16 protein-coding genes are annotated in these 18755 nt (G+C 62.6%); 15 read left to right on the top strand and 1 reads right to left on the bottom strand.

The window, feature by feature from the left end:
- Positions 1 to 8: 8 nt before the first annotated feature.
- From ribH to hisF, 4 genes are all read left to right on the top strand, one after another.
- A complete protein-coding gene (gene ribH / locus AC1RJY_RS18750; protein ID WP_014921429.1) occupies positions 9 to 494 on the top strand; it encodes a 6,7-dimethyl-8-ribityllumazine synthase in 486 nt (161 codons plus the stop codon).
- Positions 495 to 599: 105 nt separating this feature from the next.
- Positions 600 to 863, top strand: coding sequence for a phosphoribosyl-ATP diphosphatase (locus AC1RJY_RS18745; RefSeq protein WP_018778638.1), 264 nt, complete (start codon positions 600 to 602; stop codon positions 861 to 863).
- An 84-nt stretch (positions 864 to 947) separates the two neighbouring features.
- The gene (gene hisG, locus AC1RJY_RS18740) at positions 948 to 1808 is read left to right on the top strand and encodes an ATP phosphoribosyltransferase (protein ID WP_011774526.1); all 861 of its coding nucleotides are present in this window, start codon (positions 948 to 950) and stop codon (positions 1806 to 1808) included.
- A 60-nt stretch (positions 1809 to 1868) separates the two neighbouring features.
- A complete protein-coding gene (gene hisF, locus AC1RJY_RS18735) occupies positions 1869 to 2645 on the top strand; it encodes an imidazole glycerol phosphate synthase subunit HisF (protein ID WP_498603001.1) in 777 nt (258 codons plus the stop codon).
- A gap of 73 nt (positions 2646 to 2718) precedes the next feature.
- On the opposite strand, the gene AC1RJY_RS18730 is transcribed toward hisF, so the two are convergent.
- The gene (locus AC1RJY_RS18730) at positions 2719 to 3363 is read right to left on the bottom strand and encodes a TIGR03085 family metal-binding protein (protein WP_014921431.1); all 645 of its coding nucleotides are present in this window, start codon (positions 3361 to 3363) and stop codon (positions 2719 to 2721) included.
- A gap of 89 nt (positions 3364 to 3452) precedes the next feature.
- Between AC1RJY_RS18730 and hisI the strand changes: the two genes are divergently transcribed.
- The 11 genes from hisI to pyk all read left to right on the top strand — a co-directional run bounded on the left by hisI (position 3453) and on the right by pyk (position 18689).
- Positions 3453 to 3869: a phosphoribosyl-AMP cyclohydrolase gene (gene hisI, locus AC1RJY_RS18725; RefSeq protein ID WP_498603000.1), complete on the top strand. Its 417-nt coding sequence runs from the start codon at positions 3453 to 3455 to the stop codon at positions 3867 to 3869.
- Between the two features lie 58 nt (positions 3870 to 3927).
- Positions 3928 to 5511: an anthranilate synthase component I gene (locus AC1RJY_RS18720; protein ID WP_498602999.1), complete on the top strand. Its 1584-nt coding sequence runs from the start codon at positions 3928 to 3930 to the stop codon at positions 5509 to 5511.
- Positions 5508 to 6113, top strand: a complete 606-nt coding sequence (locus AC1RJY_RS18715; protein ID WP_498602998.1) for a Trp biosynthesis-associated membrane protein — start codon at positions 5508 to 5510, stop codon at positions 6111 to 6113. The genes AC1RJY_RS18720 and AC1RJY_RS18715 overlap by 4 nt, the downstream gene beginning before the upstream one ends.
- Positions 6114 to 6245: 132 nt before the next feature.
- Positions 6246 to 6518, top strand: a complete 273-nt coding sequence (locus tag AC1RJY_RS18710) for an HGxxPAAW family protein (RefSeq protein WP_011774532.1) — start codon at positions 6246 to 6248, stop codon at positions 6516 to 6518.
- 2 nt (positions 6519 to 6520) lie between these two features.
- Complete coding sequence (gene trpC, locus AC1RJY_RS18705) at positions 6521 to 7339, top strand: indole-3-glycerol phosphate synthase TrpC (RefSeq protein WP_498602997.1); 819 nt, start codon at positions 6521 to 6523, stop codon at positions 7337 to 7339.
- 114 nt (positions 7340 to 7453) lie between these two features.
- Positions 7454 to 8830, top strand: coding sequence for a tryptophan synthase subunit beta (gene trpB, locus AC1RJY_RS18700; RefSeq protein ID WP_014921436.1), 1377 nt, complete (start codon positions 7454 to 7456; stop codon positions 8828 to 8830).
- Entirely contained in the window at positions 8830 to 9642 is an 813-nt protein-coding gene (gene trpA / locus AC1RJY_RS18695) for a tryptophan synthase subunit alpha (RefSeq protein ID WP_043470039.1), read from the top strand. The genes trpB and trpA overlap by 1 nt, the downstream gene beginning before the upstream one ends.
- A 21-nt stretch (positions 9643 to 9663) precedes the next feature.
- Positions 9664 to 10818, top strand: a complete 1155-nt coding sequence (gene lgt / locus AC1RJY_RS18690; RefSeq protein ID WP_014921438.1) for a prolipoprotein diacylglyceryl transferase — start codon at positions 9664 to 9666, stop codon at positions 10816 to 10818.
- A gap of 259 nt (positions 10819 to 11077) precedes the next feature.
- Positions 11078 to 15691, top strand: a complete 4614-nt coding sequence (gene gltB / locus AC1RJY_RS18685; RefSeq protein WP_014921439.1) for a glutamate synthase large subunit — start codon at positions 11078 to 11080, stop codon at positions 15689 to 15691.
- Complete coding sequence (locus AC1RJY_RS18680) at positions 15684 to 17141, top strand: glutamate synthase subunit beta (RefSeq protein WP_498602996.1); 1458 nt, start codon at positions 15684 to 15686, stop codon at positions 17139 to 17141. Before gltB ends, AC1RJY_RS18680 begins: the two co-directional genes overlap by 8 nt.
- A gap of 54 nt (positions 17142 to 17195) precedes the next feature.
- Positions 17196 to 18689, top strand: a complete 1494-nt coding sequence (gene pyk / locus AC1RJY_RS18675; RefSeq protein WP_011774539.1) for a pyruvate kinase — start codon at positions 17196 to 17198, stop codon at positions 18687 to 18689.
- Positions 18690 to 18755 lie beyond the last annotated feature (66 nt).

Genomic DNA, 18755 nt, shown 5'->3' with positions numbered 1-18755 from the left:
CAGCAAATATGAGCGGCCACGGCGCACCCACTATTGACCTCACCACCCTCAACCCGGAGGAAACCTCGCAGCTGAAGCTGGCCATTGTGGCGGCAAGCTGGCACACGCAGATCATGGATGGACTGGTTGACGGTGCCCTCCGCGCAGCCAAGGAAGCCGGCATTGCGGAACCCACGCTGCTGCGGGTCCCGGGCAGCTTTGAGCTTCCGGTTGCCGCAGCCAGGCTCGCGCCGCACTTCGACGCCGTCGTAGCACTCGGAGTGGTCATCCGCGGCGGAACCCCGCACTTCGACTATGTCTGTCAGGCTGCGACGTCGGGACTCACCGATGTCAGTGTTCGCACCGGAGTGCCTGTTGGCTTCGGCGTCCTCACGTGCGACACCGAGCAGCAGGGCATCGACCGTGCCGGCCTTCCCGGTTCCAAGGAGGACAAGGGCCACGAAGCGGTGACCGCCGCCCTCGCCACGGCTGTGACGCTCAAGCAGTTCAGCTAGAAGCCTTGGATCGAAGGGGATGTGGGTGTGTCTTCACTCACATCCCCTTCGTCATGCAACGCCCCAACAAGCGGTGGCCGCCCACAAGCAAGTAGTCTGGAGGGCGTGAAGAATTTCGAGACGCTGTTCGCAGAACTGAGTGAGAAAGCAGCGACCCGCCCGGCAGGTTCGCGCACGGTTGCCGAACTGGACTCCGGAATCCACGGCATCGGCAAGAAGGTGGTCGAAGAGGCCGCCGAAGTCTGGATGGCCGCGGAGTACGAATCGGACGAAGCCGCCGCTGAGGAAATTTCCCAGTTGCTGTACCACCTGCAGGTCCTCATGCTCGCCAAGGGCCTCAGCCTGGAAGACGTTTACAAGCATCTCTAGCCACGCCACTCCGTTTGCCTTTAGCGGAGCCCCCTGCGTGGCCAAGGTGCCTGAAAACCTCCATTCCAAAAAGAAAGTCTCCCAATGCTCCGTGTAGCAGTCCCCAATAAGGGATCCCTGTCCGAAGCCGCCTCGGCAATGTTGTCCGAGGCCGGATACCGCCAGCGCCGCGACACCCGTGAACTGGTCATGGTTGATCCCGACAATGACATTGAGTTCTTCTTCCTCCGTCCCCGCGACATCGCGGTCTATGTAGGCCAAGGAACCCTGGACGTCGGCATTACGGGTCGCGACCTCTTGCTTGACGCAAAGGTAGAAGCCGAAGAACTGCTTCCCTTGGGCTTCGCGCCGTCCACGTTCCGTTTCGCCGGCCCCGTAGGTGACTTCAGCGGCGTCGAGCAGCTCGAAGGCAAGCGCCTCGCCACCAGTTACGACGGTCTCCTGCGGGACTACCTCGCTGAGCGCGGCGTAAACGCCAAGGTGGTCCGTTTGGACGGCGCGGTGGAATCGTCGGTACGCCTCGGCGTTGCGGACGCGATCGCCGACGTCGTTGAAACAGGTAACACTCTCAAGGCTGCCGGAATGGAGATCTTCGGCGATCCCATCCTGAAATCCGAGGCCGTGCTGATCCGTCGCTCCGGCTCGGGCGGCGCTGCCAACGGGACGGCCAAGGAAATCGAGATCCTCATCCGGCGCCTGCAGGGCGTCCTCGTGGCTCGCCAATACGTGCTCATGGATTACGACATCCGCAAGGACCTGGTGGAAGACGCCGCAGCACTGACCCCGGGCCTTGAATCACCCACGGTCTCGCCGCTGCGCGACTCCGAATGGGTGGCCGTGCGGTCCATGGTTCCCAAAAAGGAAACCAACCGCATCATGGACGAGCTTTACGACCTCGGCGCGCGCGCCATCCTGGTCAGCAGCATCCACGCCTGCCGTATCTGACCCGCGTATCAATCCAGTCGCGCATCAAGCAGCAGAGCACAGAGAACTGAGGAGCAGCACATGGCTGTAGCCGTACGCGTCATACCCTGCCTGGATGTCGACGCCGGCCGCGTCGTCAAGGGCGTCAACTTTGAAGGACTCCGCGACGCCGGTGATCCGGTGGAACTCGCGCACCGTTACGACAATGGCGGAGCGGACGAACTTACCTTCCTGGACGTCACTGCGTCGTCCGGCAACCGCGAAACCACGTTCGACGTGGTTCGCCGCACCGCAGAGGAAGTGTTCATTCCCCTGACCGTGGGCGGCGGCGTCCGTGGCGTGGCGGAAGTGGACAAACTCCTGCGCTTTGGTGCGGACAAGGCGTCCATCAACACTGCTGCGGTTGCGCGGCCCGATGTGATCGATGAAATCACCCGCCACTTCGGCTCCCAGGTGCTGGTGCTCTCCGTGGATGCGCGCCGTACCCGCGAAGGTGACCAACCGACGTCGTCCGGTTTTGAAGTGACCACCCACGGTGGCCGTACCGGTACCGGAATCGACGCCGTCGCGTGGGCCAAGGAAGCAGCCGACCGGGGCGTGGGGGAAATCCTGCTGAACTCCATCGACGCGGACGGCACCAAAGACGGCTTCGATCTTGAATTGATTCGCTTGGTCAGGGCCGCAGTGAACATTCCGATCATCGCTTCGGGTGGGGCAGGAGTGCCTGCCCATTTCCCGCCTGCGGTGGAGGCAGGCGCTGACGCCGTCCTTGCAGCATCGGTGTTCCACTTTGGCCCGGACGACATGATTGCCCAGGTTAAGTCCGCTATTCGCGACGCCGGGTTCGAAGTCCGCTAGCTTTCAGGCGTAAACAGCAACGGAGAGTCACCTTGAAGGTGACTCTCCGTTGCTGGTTTAAGCCTGTTGGTGGTCAGAGGCCGATGTCCGCGGACTGCAAGAGCGCGACGGCGTCCGGCTGGCCTTCGAAGGTGACAAGGGCTTGGCTGGTGCGTCCGTGTGCGTGCATGAGCAGTTCTCCGGGTTCACCGACAATTGCTACGGAGACGGGAGCCCGCTTGGCTACATGGCGCGGGCCGGTGGGCCGCACAAGCACGATGCCCAGGTCAACGCCGCGGTACAGGAACGCGGCACGCTTGATCAGCTCGTCCCACAGGGCGTCCGAATAGGCTTCATCCAAGGCCCGGGGCGCCCAGCGGTCACCGGCGCGACGAATGTCCTCCGTGTGCACGAAGTACTCAATGAGGTTTGATGTCTCATCCAGCGCCTTGATCTTCAAGGGGGAAAGCGCCGGTGGACCTGCACGGAACGTCTTGACGAGGTCCGCGTAGGCGTCGGAACTCTTCAGCTTGGCAGCGAGTTTGGAGGTGGCTTTTTCGGATGCCTTGCCCAGGCTGGGGATCAGTAGCCCCAGACCCACGGCGATCTTCCGTTCGCGCAGGTATAAGTGCGCGGCAAGATCCCGGGTCAACCACCCTTCGCAGAGCGTGGGGGAGTCAGGCCCGGCCGCCAGCAGGGTTTCGGCCAGTACTTCTCGGGAAGGATCGACGAAATGCATCACTTGTGAAACTAGCACGATCGGAGCACTCTTGCGCAGTGGAACCGCCGCAGAATCCGGCTCCCGCCGAAGGCACTAGACTTGATCTGATGTCAGAGCAGTCCGCCCCCAGCCCAACTCCTGCCGTGGAGCTTTCCAGCGACCCCGCAAGCCCCTTGCCGCAGGAGATCGCCAGCGCCCTTAAACGGGATTCTTCCGGCCTCGTTGCAGCAATCGTGCAGCAGCACGACACCAACGAGGTCCTCATGCTGGGCTGGATGGATGACGAAGCACTGCACCGCACCATGACATCCGGCAGGGTCACGTTCTACTCCCGCTCCCGCCAGGAGTACTGGCGCAAGGGCGACACTTCCGGACACGTACAGTTCGTGAAGTCTGTCGCCCTTGACTGCGACGGCGACGCCCTTCTGATCCGCGTGGACCAAATCGGCGCAGCCTGCCACACCGGAACCCGGACCTGCTTTGATGGTCGCGACTTCACAGTCGTTACGGGCCACCGCGAATAAGGCACCCACCACTTTCCACTGACGCACCACCTCAGACAATAAGGCGGAGAACATAGCCATGCAGGACCTTGGAATCATCAGCCCGGGCCTGGAAGAGTTCCGCGAACTCGCCGTCCACAGCCGTGTCATCCCTGTCAGACTCAAGGTTTTGGCCGACGCCGAGACCCCCATCGGCCTGTATCGGAAGCTTGCCAAGGGCCAGCCCGGTACCTTCCTCCTGGAGTCAGCAGCGGTTGGCGGCGCCTGGTCCCGCTACTCCTTCATCGGTTCCAAGTCCCGCGCCACACTGACCACCAAAGACGGTGAAGCGCACTGGATCGGTGAGCCGCCCGTTGGCGTGCCGGTTTCAGGCAACCCTGTAGAAGCTGTGCGCGACACCATTGCTGCTCTGCAGACTGATCGCTTTGACGGCCTGCCACCGTTCACCTCCGGTTTGGTTGGCTTCCTCGGCTGGGAAGCAGTGCGCCACTGGGAGCGCCTGACGTCCCCGCCCGAGGATGACCTCCAGCTGCCGGAGATGGCGTTGAACCTGGTCACCGACATGGCGGTCCATGACAATGTGGACGGCACGGTCCTCCTGATCGCCAATGCGATCAACTTTGATGACAGTTCCGAACGTGTGGATGACGCCTGGCACGACGCCGTAGCCCGGGTGAAGGGGCTGCTGGACCAGATCAGTACGCCTGTTGCCCAGCCGGTCTCCGTGCTGGAAACTGCGGCCCTGGACTTCGCCTCCAGCGTTCAGGAACGCTGGGACGAGGCCAAGTACTTGGAAGCCATTGACCGCGGCAAGGAAGCCATAGTCGACGGCGAGGTTTTCCAGGTAGTGATCTCCCGGCGCTTCGAGATGGAGTGTGCCGCGGACCCGCTGGATGTGTACCGCGTCCTGCGCAATACCAACCCCAGCCCGTACATGTACCTCTTCAGCCTGGAAGACGCGGACGGCCGGGAGTACTCAATCGTCGGTTCGTCACCGGAGGCTTTGGTGACGGTGACCGGTGAGGAAGTCATCACCCACCCCATCGCCGGTTCGCGCCCCCGCGGAAAAACGGTTGAGGCGGATAAGGCCTTGGCAACAGAACTGCTGGCTGATCAGAAAGAGCGCGCCGAGCACCTGATGCTGGTGGATCTTTCACGCAACGACCTCTCCAAGGTATGTGTGGCCGGAACGGTGGATGTCACGCAGTTCATGGAAGTCGAGCGATTCAGCCACATCATGCACCTCGTGTCCACTGTGGTTGGCGAGCTCGCCCCCCATGCCAAGGCCTACGACGTCCTCAGAGCGACGTTCCCGGCCGGCACGTTGTCCGGGGCACCCAAACCCCGCGCGCTGAGGTTGCTCGATGAGCTCGAACCACACCGGCGTGGCATCTACGGTGGCGTGGTTGGCTACTTGGACTTCGCCGGCGATATGGACATGGCCATTGCCATCAGGTCCGCGCTGCTCCGTGAGGGCCGTGCCTACGTGCAGGCCGGTGGCGGAATCGTGGCCGATTCGCACAAGCCTTCCGAAGCCTTGGAGACGGTGAACAAGGCCGCGGCACCCCTGCGGGCCGTGCATACAGCCGGGTCGTTGCAAAACATTGCCGCGGACGCCGTGCGGAATGCGGACGCATCCGGGGATAGGACCCCAGGCTCATGAGTACGGCATCGCCTGCGCCTTCCGTCAGGAAGTCACCGCGTTGGGCGCGGAAATCCACACTGGTCCTTGCTACCACCATCCTTGCGCTGGCCGTTTTCGGTGCCACGACGCAGACCTGGATCGAGGTGCGCCTGGACCCCGCGGGCGCATCCAACAGCGACCTCCATGTCCAAGGAAGCAAGGCTGCCACCGCCGTCACAGCGCTGGCCGTGGTCGCCTTGGCAGGCGGCCTGGCTGCATCCATCGCAGGGAAAATTGCCCGCTGGATCATCGCGCTCCTCATCGCCTTGTCTGCCGCAGGAATCATCCTCGCGGCTATCACCGTGATGATGGATCCCCTGGGAGCCGCACAAGGAGCCATCGCTGCAGCCACTGGAGTTTCCGGCGGGCAGGCCGACGCCGCCGTCACGGTGTTCCCGGCCTTCGCCATCGTTGCCGGTTCTCTCCTGGCGATCTGTGCCATAGCTTTGCCGTTGGCCGGGCGCTACTGGACCTCGCGCACCAAGTACGACGCCGGAGTGCGGGGTAAGAAGAACGGCGGCGAACCGGTGGACGAGATCGATAGCTGGGACAGTCTTTCGCGCGGCGAAGACCCGACGTAGGCAGTCACATCGGACTTTTGGGTGGGTCTGGCGCAACAAAGCCGACACCACCCGTCCTGACGCCCGGCGATGTCCCGGGCGTCGTCAATAAATGGCAGAATGTAAGCAGTATTCATCCTGAGGAGATTTCACATGAGCAAAACCACAGTGTCCAACAACCAAGCGGAATCCACCATGGCCAGCCACGCTGACGCCATCGGTCACGGAAACAGCCCGGCTGCCTGGACCTGCGTACTCGTGATGCTGGTCGGCGCCCTGATTTCCTCCATCGCCTTCGTCATCGCCAGCACCCCGATCTTCGTCGGCGGACTGGTCGTCATGGTGATTGGCCTGATCGTGGGCTTCGTCATGCGTAAGGCAGGCTACGGAGTTGGCGGCAGCAAGCTGCAGAACAACGGCCACTAATCGTGACCGTTCTTGATGACATCATTGTTGGCGTCAAGGAGGACATGGAGGTCCGCCGCGGCCTCGTGTCCCTCGCGGAGCTGAAGGAGCGCGCCGCAAACGCTGCTCCTGCTCGTGATGCGTGGGCAGCCCTGGGTGGCCCTTCATCCATCCGCAACGACCTCAAAGTCATCGCTGAAATCAAGCGCCGCAGTCCATCCAAGGGTGATCTCGCATCCATCGCCGATCCTGCGTCCCTCGCAGTGCAGTATGCCGACGGCGGAGCTTCCGTCATCAGCGTCCTCACCGAACAGCGCCGGTTCGGCGGCTCGCTGGCTGACTTCGACGCGGTGCGTGCCGCCGTCGAAACGCCGTTGTTGCGTAAGGACTTTACTGTTGACGAGTACCAGATCTGGGAAGCCCGAGCTTATGGTGCCGACCTCATCCTGCTGATCGTCGCTGCATTGTCCGACGCCGAGCTTGCCGACTTCAGTGCGCTGAGCCATGAGCTTGGAATGAACGTGCTCGTGGAAACCCACACCGAGGAAGAAATCGAGCGCGCAGTTGCGGCGCAGGCCAAAATCATCGGCATCAATGTCCGCAACCTCAAAACGCTCGACGTCGATCGTTCCGTTTTTGGATCGCTGGCCGGTTTGATTCCGGCTGAGTCCGTCATCGTGGCCGAATCCGGCGTCCGGGGTCCGGAGGATGTCTCGCATTATGCCGCTGGTGGCGCCAACGCCATCCTGGTGGGGGAGGCGCTGGTCAGCGACTCCACGCCGCGCGAACGCATCACTGAATTCAAGGCAGCTGGAGCTGCCGCCATCGCCGTCAGGAACTGAGGCAGTAACTGAATCACGGCGAATAGTTGCAAGGCAGCCCGGGCATAAGCCTGCGGCTGCCTTGTGGCACGTGGAACTACCCAATGAACTAACTGGAACAGGACGGTGAGACTGATGGTCGACGCGCCAACAGCCGGCTCAGAAGAGAATGCGGCGGACGCATTCCTCCAAGGTGGCCCTTCGCTGCGGAATGCATCGGGGCCCTACTTTGGCAGCTATGGCGGACGCTGGATGCCCGAGTCGCTCATCGCCGCCCTTGACGAAGTCCAAGACACTTTTGAGAAAGCCAAAGCTGATCCCGATTTCATCGCTCAGCTGAAGGACCTCAACAAGAACTACTCAGGCAGGCCTTCCTTGCTGACCGAAGCCAAGCGCTTCTCGGAGCACGCCGGGGGAGCACGTATTTTCCTCAAGCGCGAGGACCTCAACCACACTGGCTCCCACAAGATCAACAACGTCCTGGGCCAGGCACTCCTCGCGAAGCGCATGGGCAAGACCCGCGTTATCGCTGAGACCGGTGCCGGTCAGCACGGCGTTGCGAGTGCCACGGCCGCAGCCCTGCTGGGCCTCGAGTGCGTGGTGTACATGGGTGCGGAGGATTGCCGTCGGCAGGCCTTGAACGTGGCCCGCATGCAGCTGCTGGGCGCCACGGTTGTTCCGGTAACCAATGGTTCACAGACGCTCAAGGACGCCATTAACGATGCCCTTAGGGATTGGGTCTCCAACGTGGAGCACACCCACTACCTTCTGGGCACAGCAGCCGGTGCGCACCCCTTCCCCGCCATGGTCCGCTACTTCCACGAAGTTATCGGCGAAGAAGCGCGCAGCCAGATCCTGGAGCAAACCGGCAAGCTCCCTGACGCCATTGCTGCATGTATCGGTGGCGGCTCCAACGCCATTGGTTTGTTCCACGCTTTCCTTGATGACGCTTCCGTGAAGATCTACGGCTTTGAAGCCGGCGGCGAAGGTGTGGAAACGGGCCGCCACGCGGCTGCCATTTCCCTGGGCCGTCCAGGCGTACTGCACGGTGCCCGCTCCTACCTCATGCAGGACGAGGACGGCCAGACCATCGAGTCCCACTCCATTTCGGCCGGCTTGGACTACCCGAGCGTTGGTCCGGAGCACTCGTACCTGGCCGACATCGGGCGCGTGACCTATGAGGCCGTTACCGACACAGAGGCCATGGATGCCTTCAGCCTCCTCTGCCGGACCGAGGGCATCATTCCCGCCATTGAGTCCTCGCACGCCCTGGCCGGTGCCATCAAGATCGGCAAGCGGCTCACGGAGGGCAAGGAAACTCCCTCGGACGTGACGGTGATCGTCAATCTGTCCGGACGCGGTGACAAGGACGTGGAGACTGCCGCTGCCTGGTTCAACATGTTGGACGAGGAAGGGCACGTCAAGGGCACTACGCTGTCCACGCGAAAGCCCAAGGGGCCAACTGAGCACACGTCCGAAGCAGCCGTGGATGTCAACGAGGACCAGAAGTGATGACTGAAGAATTCGCCAGCAAATCCGCAGGCGCCATTGACCGCGCAAAAGCAGACGGCCGCGCCGCGCTGGTGGGCTACCTCCCCGCGGGCTACCCGACGGTTCAGGAGAGCATCGAGGCCGGCATAGCCTTGGCCCGCAACGGTGCTGACCTCATCGAAATCGGCATTCCGTATTCCGATCCCGTGATGGACGGCCCTGTCATCCAGGCCGCTACCACCGAAGCGATTTCCAACGGATTCCGGGTGTCCAACGTCTTTGACGTGGTTGCCGGCATTACCGCAGCTACTGATGCGGCCGTTCTGGTCATGACGTACTGGAACCCTGTCATGCGCATGGGCGTGGATGAGTTTTCTCGCCGTTTGGCCGAGGCCGGGGGAGCAGGGCTCATCACTCCGGACCTGGTCCCGGACGAGGCTCATGAGTGGTTCGAAGCCTCAGATAAGTACGGCTTGGACCGGGTGTTCCTTGTGGCGCCCTCGTCCACTCCGGAGCGACTGGACATGACGGTCAAGGCAAGCCGCGGCTTCGTCTACGCTGTCTCGATCATGGGTGTCACCGGAACGCGCACCTCCGTCAGCAGCAGCGCTGAAGACGTAGTGGCCCGCGCCCATGCGGCCGGTGCCGAACGCGTTTGCGTGGGGTTGGGCGTCTCCAACCCGGATCACGTCCGCGAAATCGCTGCCTATGCGGACGGCGTGATCGTGGGTACGGCTTTGGTGGCGGCCCTCCGCGATGGCGGCGTGGACGCCGTCGGACAACTCACCAAGAACCTCAGCGCCGGCTTGGGCCGCGCAGCTGCAGAAGCCTAGGAAAAGGAAACAGCGAAGCGAATGCAGACCGTCCTCCACGCAGCGGCAATGGTCCCACTGAGTATCCCGAGCCCATCGTGGTCCGGATTCGACATTCCGCTGCCGTGGGGGACGTTGCGCATCCACGCTTACGCCCTCTGCATCCTGGCGGGCATCATCGTTGGCCTGTGGCTGACCTCGGCTCGTTGGAAGCGCCGCGGTACCCCCGAGGGCAGCCTGTGGGACATCGCCATCTGGGCAATTCCCTTCGGCATCATCGGCGGCCGCCTCTACCACGTGTTCTCTTCACCGGACGCGTACTTTGGGCCCGGCTTTGACGGCACGGGCGACCTCTCCCTGATTCCCCAGATCCAGCGCGGTGGTCTGGGTATTTGGGGTGCCGTGATCCTTGGCGCTGTTGGTGCGTGGATCGGCTGCCGGCGTGCCGGCGTCAAACTGACCGCCTTCCTTGACGCAGCTGCCCCCGGACTGTTGCTCGCGCAGGCAATCGGCCGTTTAGGAAACTGGTTCAACCAGGAACTCTTCGGCGCTCCCACCACCTTGCCTTGGGGCCTTGAGATTGATCCCGCGAATGCCAACTTCCCGCCGGACATGGCCGCGGGTACGCTCTTCCACCCCACGTTCCTTTACGAGCTGGTGTGGAACCTGGTTGGCGTCGCCATCCTGCTGCTGCTGGACAAGAAGTTCAACTTCCGTTGGGGCCGGCTCTTCTGGCTGTACGCCGTTTACTACACCCTTGGGCGCGTGTGGATTGAAGCGCTGCGCATTGACGACGCGGAGCAGATAAGCCTCTTTGGCATCACTACCAGGCTCAACGTATGGACGAGCATTTTTGTGTTCGTCGCCTCACTGGCAATCTTCTTTATCCTTGGCAGACGGGGCCGGCCGGTGCCTGATACTCCTTATTTGCCGGGCCGCGAGCCTGAAAACGAAACGGAAAAGGAGCCCGTTGCGGTGACCAGCGTCACCAGTCATGATGTGGACGCATCTGTCTCAGATACTGGTTCGCGTGGTAATCTCCCAGATAACCAAAGCGATCCGGGCCACGTTGACGAGCCGCAGGAATCAGCAGGGGACGCGGGTAAGGACATCAAGTCCGGCACGGGTTCCACATCTGCTGCTACTGCCGCAAGGAAGGCCCCCGGATCCACGCCGAAGGCAGACGACACCAAGTAGTCGCCGTCGGTAAAGGGGCAACAGAGTCACCGCTCGTAGGGCCCAGTCCACAGCGTCGTGGCACCCCGGAAACCGGATCGCAGCATACCGATGTTCACTGGTCAAGCCGGGGCCAGAGGTCTGCGTAACTGTTCGTTGCGCTGGATCGGCTGGCCTACAATTCCAATTACTAGCGCTTTGTTGTGCCCGTCACAGGGCAGGCAAGGTGGGGCCAACGTTGTCCCTTCCATACGCACGATCTCGAGGAAGGACGTCTCCCATGACCCATCTTCATAACCCCGGTTGGTCCGAAAATATCGAACCTCAGGGTGCCATGTCTCCATTCAAGCGCTTTGCCGCGCTCCCGGAGGCGCAGGGTCTTTACAACCCTGACAAGGAGAAGGACGCCTGCGGCCTGGCAATTATTGCCACGCTTCGCGGGGAACCGGGATACGACATCGTGGAAGCGGCGCTCACCGCCCTCCGCAATCTCGAACACCGCGGCGCCGTGGGCGCCGACGAAGGTACCGGCGACGGTGCGGGTCTGCTCATGCAGGTTCCGGACGAGTTCTTCCGGGCCGTCACCGAATTTGAACTGCCTGCCCCTGGCCAGTACGTGGTGGGCACAGCCTTCCTCCCCGCTGAGTCCCGCGAAGCAGAAACCGCGAAGGCCGGCATTGAAGCGCTTGCAGCTGACGAGGGCCTGACCGTCCTCGGCTGGCGTGAAGTTCCAGTAGTCGCCGATCTCGTGGGCGCCATGGCACGGGCCTGTATGCCGTACTTCTCGCAGCCGTTCTTTGCCTCCGCCACCGGTGAACAGCTTGAGCACAATGAGCTCGACTCCCGCGCCTGGCGCATCCGCAAGCGTGCCCAGAACAAGTTCGGCGTGTACTTCCCGTCGCTGTCCTCGCGCACCATCGTGTACAAGGGCATGCTGACCACCGCCCAGCTGGAGCCGTTCTACCCGGACCTTTCGGACAAGCGCTTCAAGACGAAGCTCGCCATTGTCCACTCGCGCTTCTCCACCAACACGTTCCCCTCATGGCCTTTGGCGCAGCCTTTCCGCACCATCGCCCACAACGGTGAAATCAACACGGTCAAGGGCAACCGCAACTGGATGCGTGCCCGCCAGTCACAGCTGGCCAGCCCGCTGCTTGGCTCAGTTCCCGAAGAGCTGTACCCCATTTGCACCCCGGGTGCCTCGGACTCTGCTTCCTTCGATGAGGTGGCCGAGCTCCTCTGGCTCTCCGGCCGTCCGATCACGCACTCGATCATGATGATGATCCCGGAGGCGTGGGAGAACCACGCCACCATGGATCCCGCCCGCCGTGCGTTCTACGAGTACCACTCACTGCTCATGGAGCCGTGGGATGGTCCGGCCGCAGTGTCCTTCACGGACGGCAGCCTCGTTGGCGCAACACTGGACCGCAACGGCCTGCGCCCGGGACGCTACTGGATCACCGAAGACGGCCTCATCATCTTCGCCTCCGAAGTTGGCGTGATCGAGGTTGAGCCTTCCAACGTGGTCAAGAAGGGCCGCGTTGCCCCGGGCAAGATGTTCCTGGTTGACACCGAGGCCGGCCGCATCATTGACGACGCCGAGGTCAAGGCCGAGGTCGCTGCAGCCAATCCATGGGCCGAGTGGCTCAAGGACAACCTGATCGACATCAATGAACTCCCCGAGCGCGAGCACGTGGTTCACACGGCTGCGTCCGTGAACATCCGTCAGCGGACCTTCGGTTACACCACCGAAGAGCTGAAGATCCTGCTCGGACCGATGTCCCGCACCGGCGCCGAGCCCTTGGGTGCCATGGGTTCGGACACTCCCGTAGCCGTGCTTTCCAAGCGGCCGCGTCTGCTGTTCGACTACTTCGTGCAGTCCTTCGCGCAGGTCACCAACCCGCCGCTGGACGCCATCCGCGAAGAACTCGTCACTTCGCTGAAGTGCGCCATCGGCCCCAACGGCAACCTGTTGGACGGCAAGCAGGTCCGCCAGCCGCAGATCTCGCTGCCGTTCCCCGTGATCAACAACGATCAACTCGCCAAGATCGCGAACATCGAAAGCCCCGACGGCGACCGCATCGCCATGAAGGTCCGCGGCCTTTACCGCCCAGAGGGCGGAGAAGCAGCACTCCGTGCGCGCTTGACCGAGATCTGTGAGCAGGTTTCCGGTGCGATCAACCGTGGCGTGCAGTACGTTGTGCTGTCCGATCGTGACTCGAATGCGCAGTGGGCTCCGATTCCGTCGCTCCTGCTGGTCAGTGCAGTCCACCACCACCTGCTCCGCAGCGCCAACCGCACCAAGACCGCGCTCGTGGTCGAGGCCGGCGACGTCCGCGAGACGCACCACGTGGCTGTACTCATCGGTTACGGCGCATCTGCCGTCAACCCGTACCTGGCCATGGAATCGGTGGAACAGCTGATCTCCAACGGCGACGTTGTGGGCGTAACTCCGGAAGACGGCGTTTACAACCTGATCAAGGGCCTCGGCAAGGGTGTCCTGAAGATCATGTCCAAGATGGGCATCTCCACTGTGGCTTCTTACACGGGCGCCCAGACGTTCGAGGCCTTGGGCTTGTCCCAGGAGCTCGTGGACGAATTCTTCTCCGGCACGCACTCCCAGTTGGGTGGCGTCGGACTGGACGTCATCGCAGCTGAAGTTTCGGCCCGCCACCAGATGGCGTACCCCGAAGGTGGCATTGAGCACCCGCACCAGCCGCTGCTGGGCGGCGGCGAGTACCAGTGGCGCCGCGACGGCGAACCGCACCTCTTCAACCCGGAGACGGTGTTCCGTCTTCAGCACGCCACCCGCGAACGCCGTTACGACATCTTCAAGTCCTACACCAAGGGTATTGACGATCAGTCCGAGAACCTGATGACCCTCCGCGGGCTCCTCAAGTTCAAGGATGGCGTGCGTCCGGCCGTTCCGCTCGAGGAAGTGGAGCCCGTCTCCAGCATCGTGAAGCGTTTCTCCACGGGTGCCATGAGCTACGGTTCCATCTCCAAGGAAGCCCACGAGACCCTGGCAATTGCCATGAACCGTTTGGGCGCCAAGTCCAACACCGGTGAAGGTGGCGAGGACGTTGACCGCTTGCTGGATCCAGAGCGCCGTTCTGCCATCAAGCAGATCGCTTCGGGCCGCTTCGGTGTCACCAGCTTGTACCTGACCAACGCCGACGACATCCAGATCAAGATGGCCCAGGGCGCCAAGCCTGGCGAGGGTGGCCAGTTGATGGCCCAGAAGGTCTACCCCTGGGTAGCCCGGACGCGTCACTCAACCCCAGGTGTCGGACTCATTTCGCCGCCCCCGCACCACGACATTTACTCGATCGAAGACCTCGCGCAGCTCATTTACGATGCCAAGCGCGCCAACCCTTCGGCCCGGGTCCACGTGAAGCTGGTGTCGGAAGTCGGGATAGGCACGGTGGCGTCCGGCGTCACCAAGGCGAAGGCCGACGTCGTGCTTGTTTCAGGTCACGACGGCGGTACCGGCGCCTCGCCGCTGAACTCGCTCAAGCACGCGGGCGTGCCGTGGGAACTCGGCCTCGCCGAGACCCAGCAGACCCTCATGCTCAACGGTCTGCGTGACCGTGTGGTGGTTCAGGTTGACGGCCAGCTCAAGACCGGCCGCGACGTTGTCATTGCTGCGCTGCTCGGTGGCGAGGAATACGGTTTTGCCACCGCTCCGCTGGTGGTTTCCGGCTGCATCATGATGCGCGTCTGCCACCTGGACACCTGCCCGGTTGGTGTTGCCACGCAGAACCCTGAGCTGCGCTCCCGGTTCAACGGCAAGCCCGAATTCGTGGTCAACTTCTTTGAGTTCCTCGCAGAAGAAGTCCGCGAAATCCTGGCCGAGCTCGGTTTCCGCAGCTTGGAAGAGGCAATCGGCCACGCCGAAGTCCTGGACACCCGCGAAGCGATCAACCACTGGAAGGCCGAAGGGCTGGACCTCGACCCCATCCTGCACGGGCTGGAGTTCGACGACGACGTGCCGCTGCGCAACATGACCGCCCAGAACCACGAGCTGGACAAGCACTTCGATCAGCGACTGATCACCATGGCACAGGAAGCACTCAGCGACCGCATGCCCGTCAAGATCACTCTGGACGTCATCAACACGGACCGGTCCGTGGGTACGATGCTCGGCCACGTGGTGACCAAGACGTTCAGCACCGATGTGCTGGCAACCGACACGATCGATGTGACGCTGAACGGTACCGCGGGCCAGTCCCTCGGCGCTTTCCTGCCGGCCGGCATCACGCTGCGCATGTTCGGCGACTCCAACGACTACGTGGGCAAGGGCCTCTCCGGTGGACGCATCATCGTTCGTCCGGACCGCACCAACGTGTTCCAAGCGGAGCAAAACGTCATCGCCGGTAACGTCATCGGCTATGGCGCCACCAGCGGTGAAATGTTCCTGCGTGGCCAGGTTGGCGAACGTTTCCTCGTCCGCAACTCCGGTGCCACCGCCGTCGTCGAAGGTATTGGCGATCACGGTTGCGAGTACATGACCGGTGGCCAGACGCTGATCATCGGCCGCACGGGCCGCAACTTCGGTGCCGGCATGTCCGGCGGTACGGCCTATGTGCTGGACTTGCAGCCTGAGCGCGTCAACAAGTTGGCCCTCGATACCGGTGAACTCCAGCTCCTGGAGCTGGACGCCGAGGACCGCGACATCGTCCACGGCCTGCTGACCAAGCACGTTGAGGAAACCGAATCCGTTTTGGCCGGCCGTCTGCTCGAAAACTTCGACGACACCGCCGCCCGCATCACCAAAGTGCTGCCGCGCGACTACGCCGCAGTCCTGCAAACCCGTCTCGACGCCATCGAAGAGGGCCTTGACCCCGATGGCGAAGAAGTATGGTCACGAATCCTGGAGGTAACCGGTGGCTGATCCACGCGGATTTTTGAAAGTCCGGCAGCGCGAGACGCAGCCACGCCGTCCCGTTCCCGTCCGCATCATGGACTGGAAAGAGGTTTACGAAGCCCAGGAAAAGGGCGTCCTGAAGAGCCAGGCGGGACGCTGCATGGACTGCGGTGTGCCGTTCTGCCACCAGGGCTGCCCGCTGGGCAACCTCATTCCTGAGTGGAACGACCTCGTTTGGCGGGATAAGGGTGAAGAAGCGATTGAGCGTCTTCACGCTACGAACAACTTCCCGGAGTTCACGGGCCGGCTGTGCCCTGCACCCTGTGAAGCTTCCTGCGTGCTGGGTATCAACGAGCCTGCCGTGACCATCAAGCAGGTTGAGGTCTCGATCATCGACCAAGCCTTCGACAACGACTGGGTTCAGCCCCTTCCGCCCACACGCCTCACCGGCAAGACGGTGGCTGTGGTTGGTTCCGGTCCCGCAGGCCTGGCTGTGGCACAGCAGTTGACCCGAGTGGGCCACACTGTTGCAGTGTACGAGCGCGACGACAAGATCGGCGGCCTGCTCCGCTACGGCATCCCCGACTTCAAGATGGAGAAGGAACAGGTTGACCGTCGCCTGGAGCAGATGAAGGCCGAAGGCACTCGCTTCCGTACCGGCGTTGCCGTTGGTACGGACGTGACCTGGGAGCAACTGCGACGCCGTTACGACGCCGTTGTAGTCGCTACCGGCGCCACCGTCCCGCGCGACCTGCCGATCCCTGGCCGTGACCTCGACGGTGTGCACTTCGCCATGGATTACCTTGTCCCGTCCAACCGCAAGGTGGCAGGGGAGAACCCTGAGAACCACATTGATGCGCGCGGCAAGCATGTTGTCATCCTTGGTGGTGGCGATACCGGTGCTGACTGCATCGGCACCGCCCACCGCCACCAGGCCGCCTCGGTGACCACGCTCGCGATCGGCAAGCAGCCGCCCGCCGAACGTGCCACCCACCAGCCGTGGCCGACGTTCCCCACCCTGTTCGAGGTCGCCAGCGCCCACGAAGAAGGCGGCGAGCGTACCTACCTTGCATCCACCGTTGAGTTCGTTGGAGAAAACGGCAAACTCACCGGCGTCAAAGTTGCTGAAACCGAGTTTGTGGACGGCAAACGCCTGCCCAAGGCCGGTACAGAACGAATCATTCCAGCTGACCTTGTGTTCTTGAGCCTGGGCTTTACCGGTGCTGAGCCGGCAGGTATCACGGAGCAGGTCAGTGCCGAATTCGACGGTCGGGGCAACGTTGCCCGCGACGGCTACTACATGACGAACACCGAGGGCGTGTTCGTTGCCGGTGATGCCGGACGTGGCCAGTCACTGATTGTGTGGGCCATTGCGGAAGGCCGTGCGTGCGCGGCCGCAGTGGACAGGTTCCTGATGGGAAGCACCATTCTCCCGGCACCGGTCGCCCCCACCGACCGGGCGATAGCGGTCTTATAGCGCCGGCAGGAACACTTCTTTTACTCAATCAGCATGACTACTTAGGGTAGGTATATGAGACGCGCGAAAATTGTGGCAACTTTCGGCCCGGCTATCTCCAGCTTCGAGAACACCCTCGCGGTGCTGGAGGCCGGCGTCGACGTTGCTCGCATGAACATGAGCCACGGCGACTACTCCGTGCATGACACCACCTACGAAAACGTCCGCAAGGCTGCGGCCCAGCTCGGTAAGCCCGTGGCCATCATGGCCGACCTCCAAGGACCCAAGATCCGTCTGGGCCGCTTTGTTGACGGCCCTCACGAGTTGGCCGTGGGCGATACGTTCACCATCACCACCGAAGACGTCCCCGGTACCAAGGACATCTGCTCCACCACGCTCAAGAGCCTCACTGAAGACGTCAACGTGGGCGACGCCCTGCTCATCGACGACGGCAAGGTGGCACTGCGTGCCATCGAAGTTGACGACGTCAAAGTTGTTGCCACCGTGACGGTTGGCGGCAAGGTCTCCAACAACAAGGGCATCAACCTGCCCGGTGTTGCCGTCAACGTCCCCGCCCTGAGCGAAAAGGACGAGGACGACCTCCGTTGGGCCCTCAAGCGCGGCGCTGACCTCATCGCCCTCTCGTTCGTGCGCGACGCCTCAGACATCAAGCGCGTCCACGAAATCATGGACGAAGAAGGCCGCCGCGTACCGGTGATCGCCAAGATCGAAAAGCCGCAGGCAGTGGAACAGCTCCACGAAATCATCGACGCCTTCGACGCCATCATGGTTGCCCGTGGCGACCTCGGCGTGGAACTGCCGCTCGAAGAGGTGCCGATCGTCCAGAAGCGCGCCATTGAACTGGCACGCCGCTGGGCCAAGCCTGTCATCGTGGCAACCCAGGTCCTGGAATCCATGATCGACAACCCGCGTCCGACGCGCGCCGAGGCTTCCGACTGCGCCAACGCGGTTCTCGACGGCGCCGACGCAGTCATGCTGTCCGGTGAAACCTCCGTTGGCCAGTACCCCATCGAGACCGTTAAGGTCATGGCCCGGATCATCGAGTCCACCGAAGTCCACGGCCTAGAGCGCGTCCCCCCGCTGGGCACCAAGCCCAAGACCCGCGGTGGCGCCATCACCCGCGCCGCCGTCGAGATCGCCGACCAGCTGGATGCCAAGTACATCTGTACTTTCACCCAGTCCGGTGACTCCGCACGTCGCCTCTCGCGCCTTCGCCCGGTCAAGCCGGTCTTCGCCTTCACCCCGGTGGAGCACGTCTGGAACCAGCTCGCCCTCACCTGGGGCATCCAGCCGGTTCTGGTTCCCTCCGTGGGCCACACCGACGAGATGACCGCACAGGTGGACAAGAGCCTTCTGGAAATGGATCTCGTGGACGAAGGCGACCTGGTTGTCATCGCTGCCGGTTCCCCTCCCGGACAGGCCGGTTCAACGAACTCCCTGAAGGTCCACAAGGTAGGCGACCTCGCCGACACCTCCAAGACCGACGACGGTTCACGCAAGGAACCCGTTGGCCCTTGGCCGGAAAAGAAGTCCAAGGCCAAGAGCTAAGTTCTTCGCTTTCTTGAATGCGGGCCCCGCCTTTTGGTGGGGCCCGCATTTTTCGTTCTGATTTTC

The organism is Arthrobacter sp. GW822-FHT05G07 (assembly GCF_058799755.1).
This window is presented reverse-complemented; position numbering and strand designations above follow the sequence as displayed.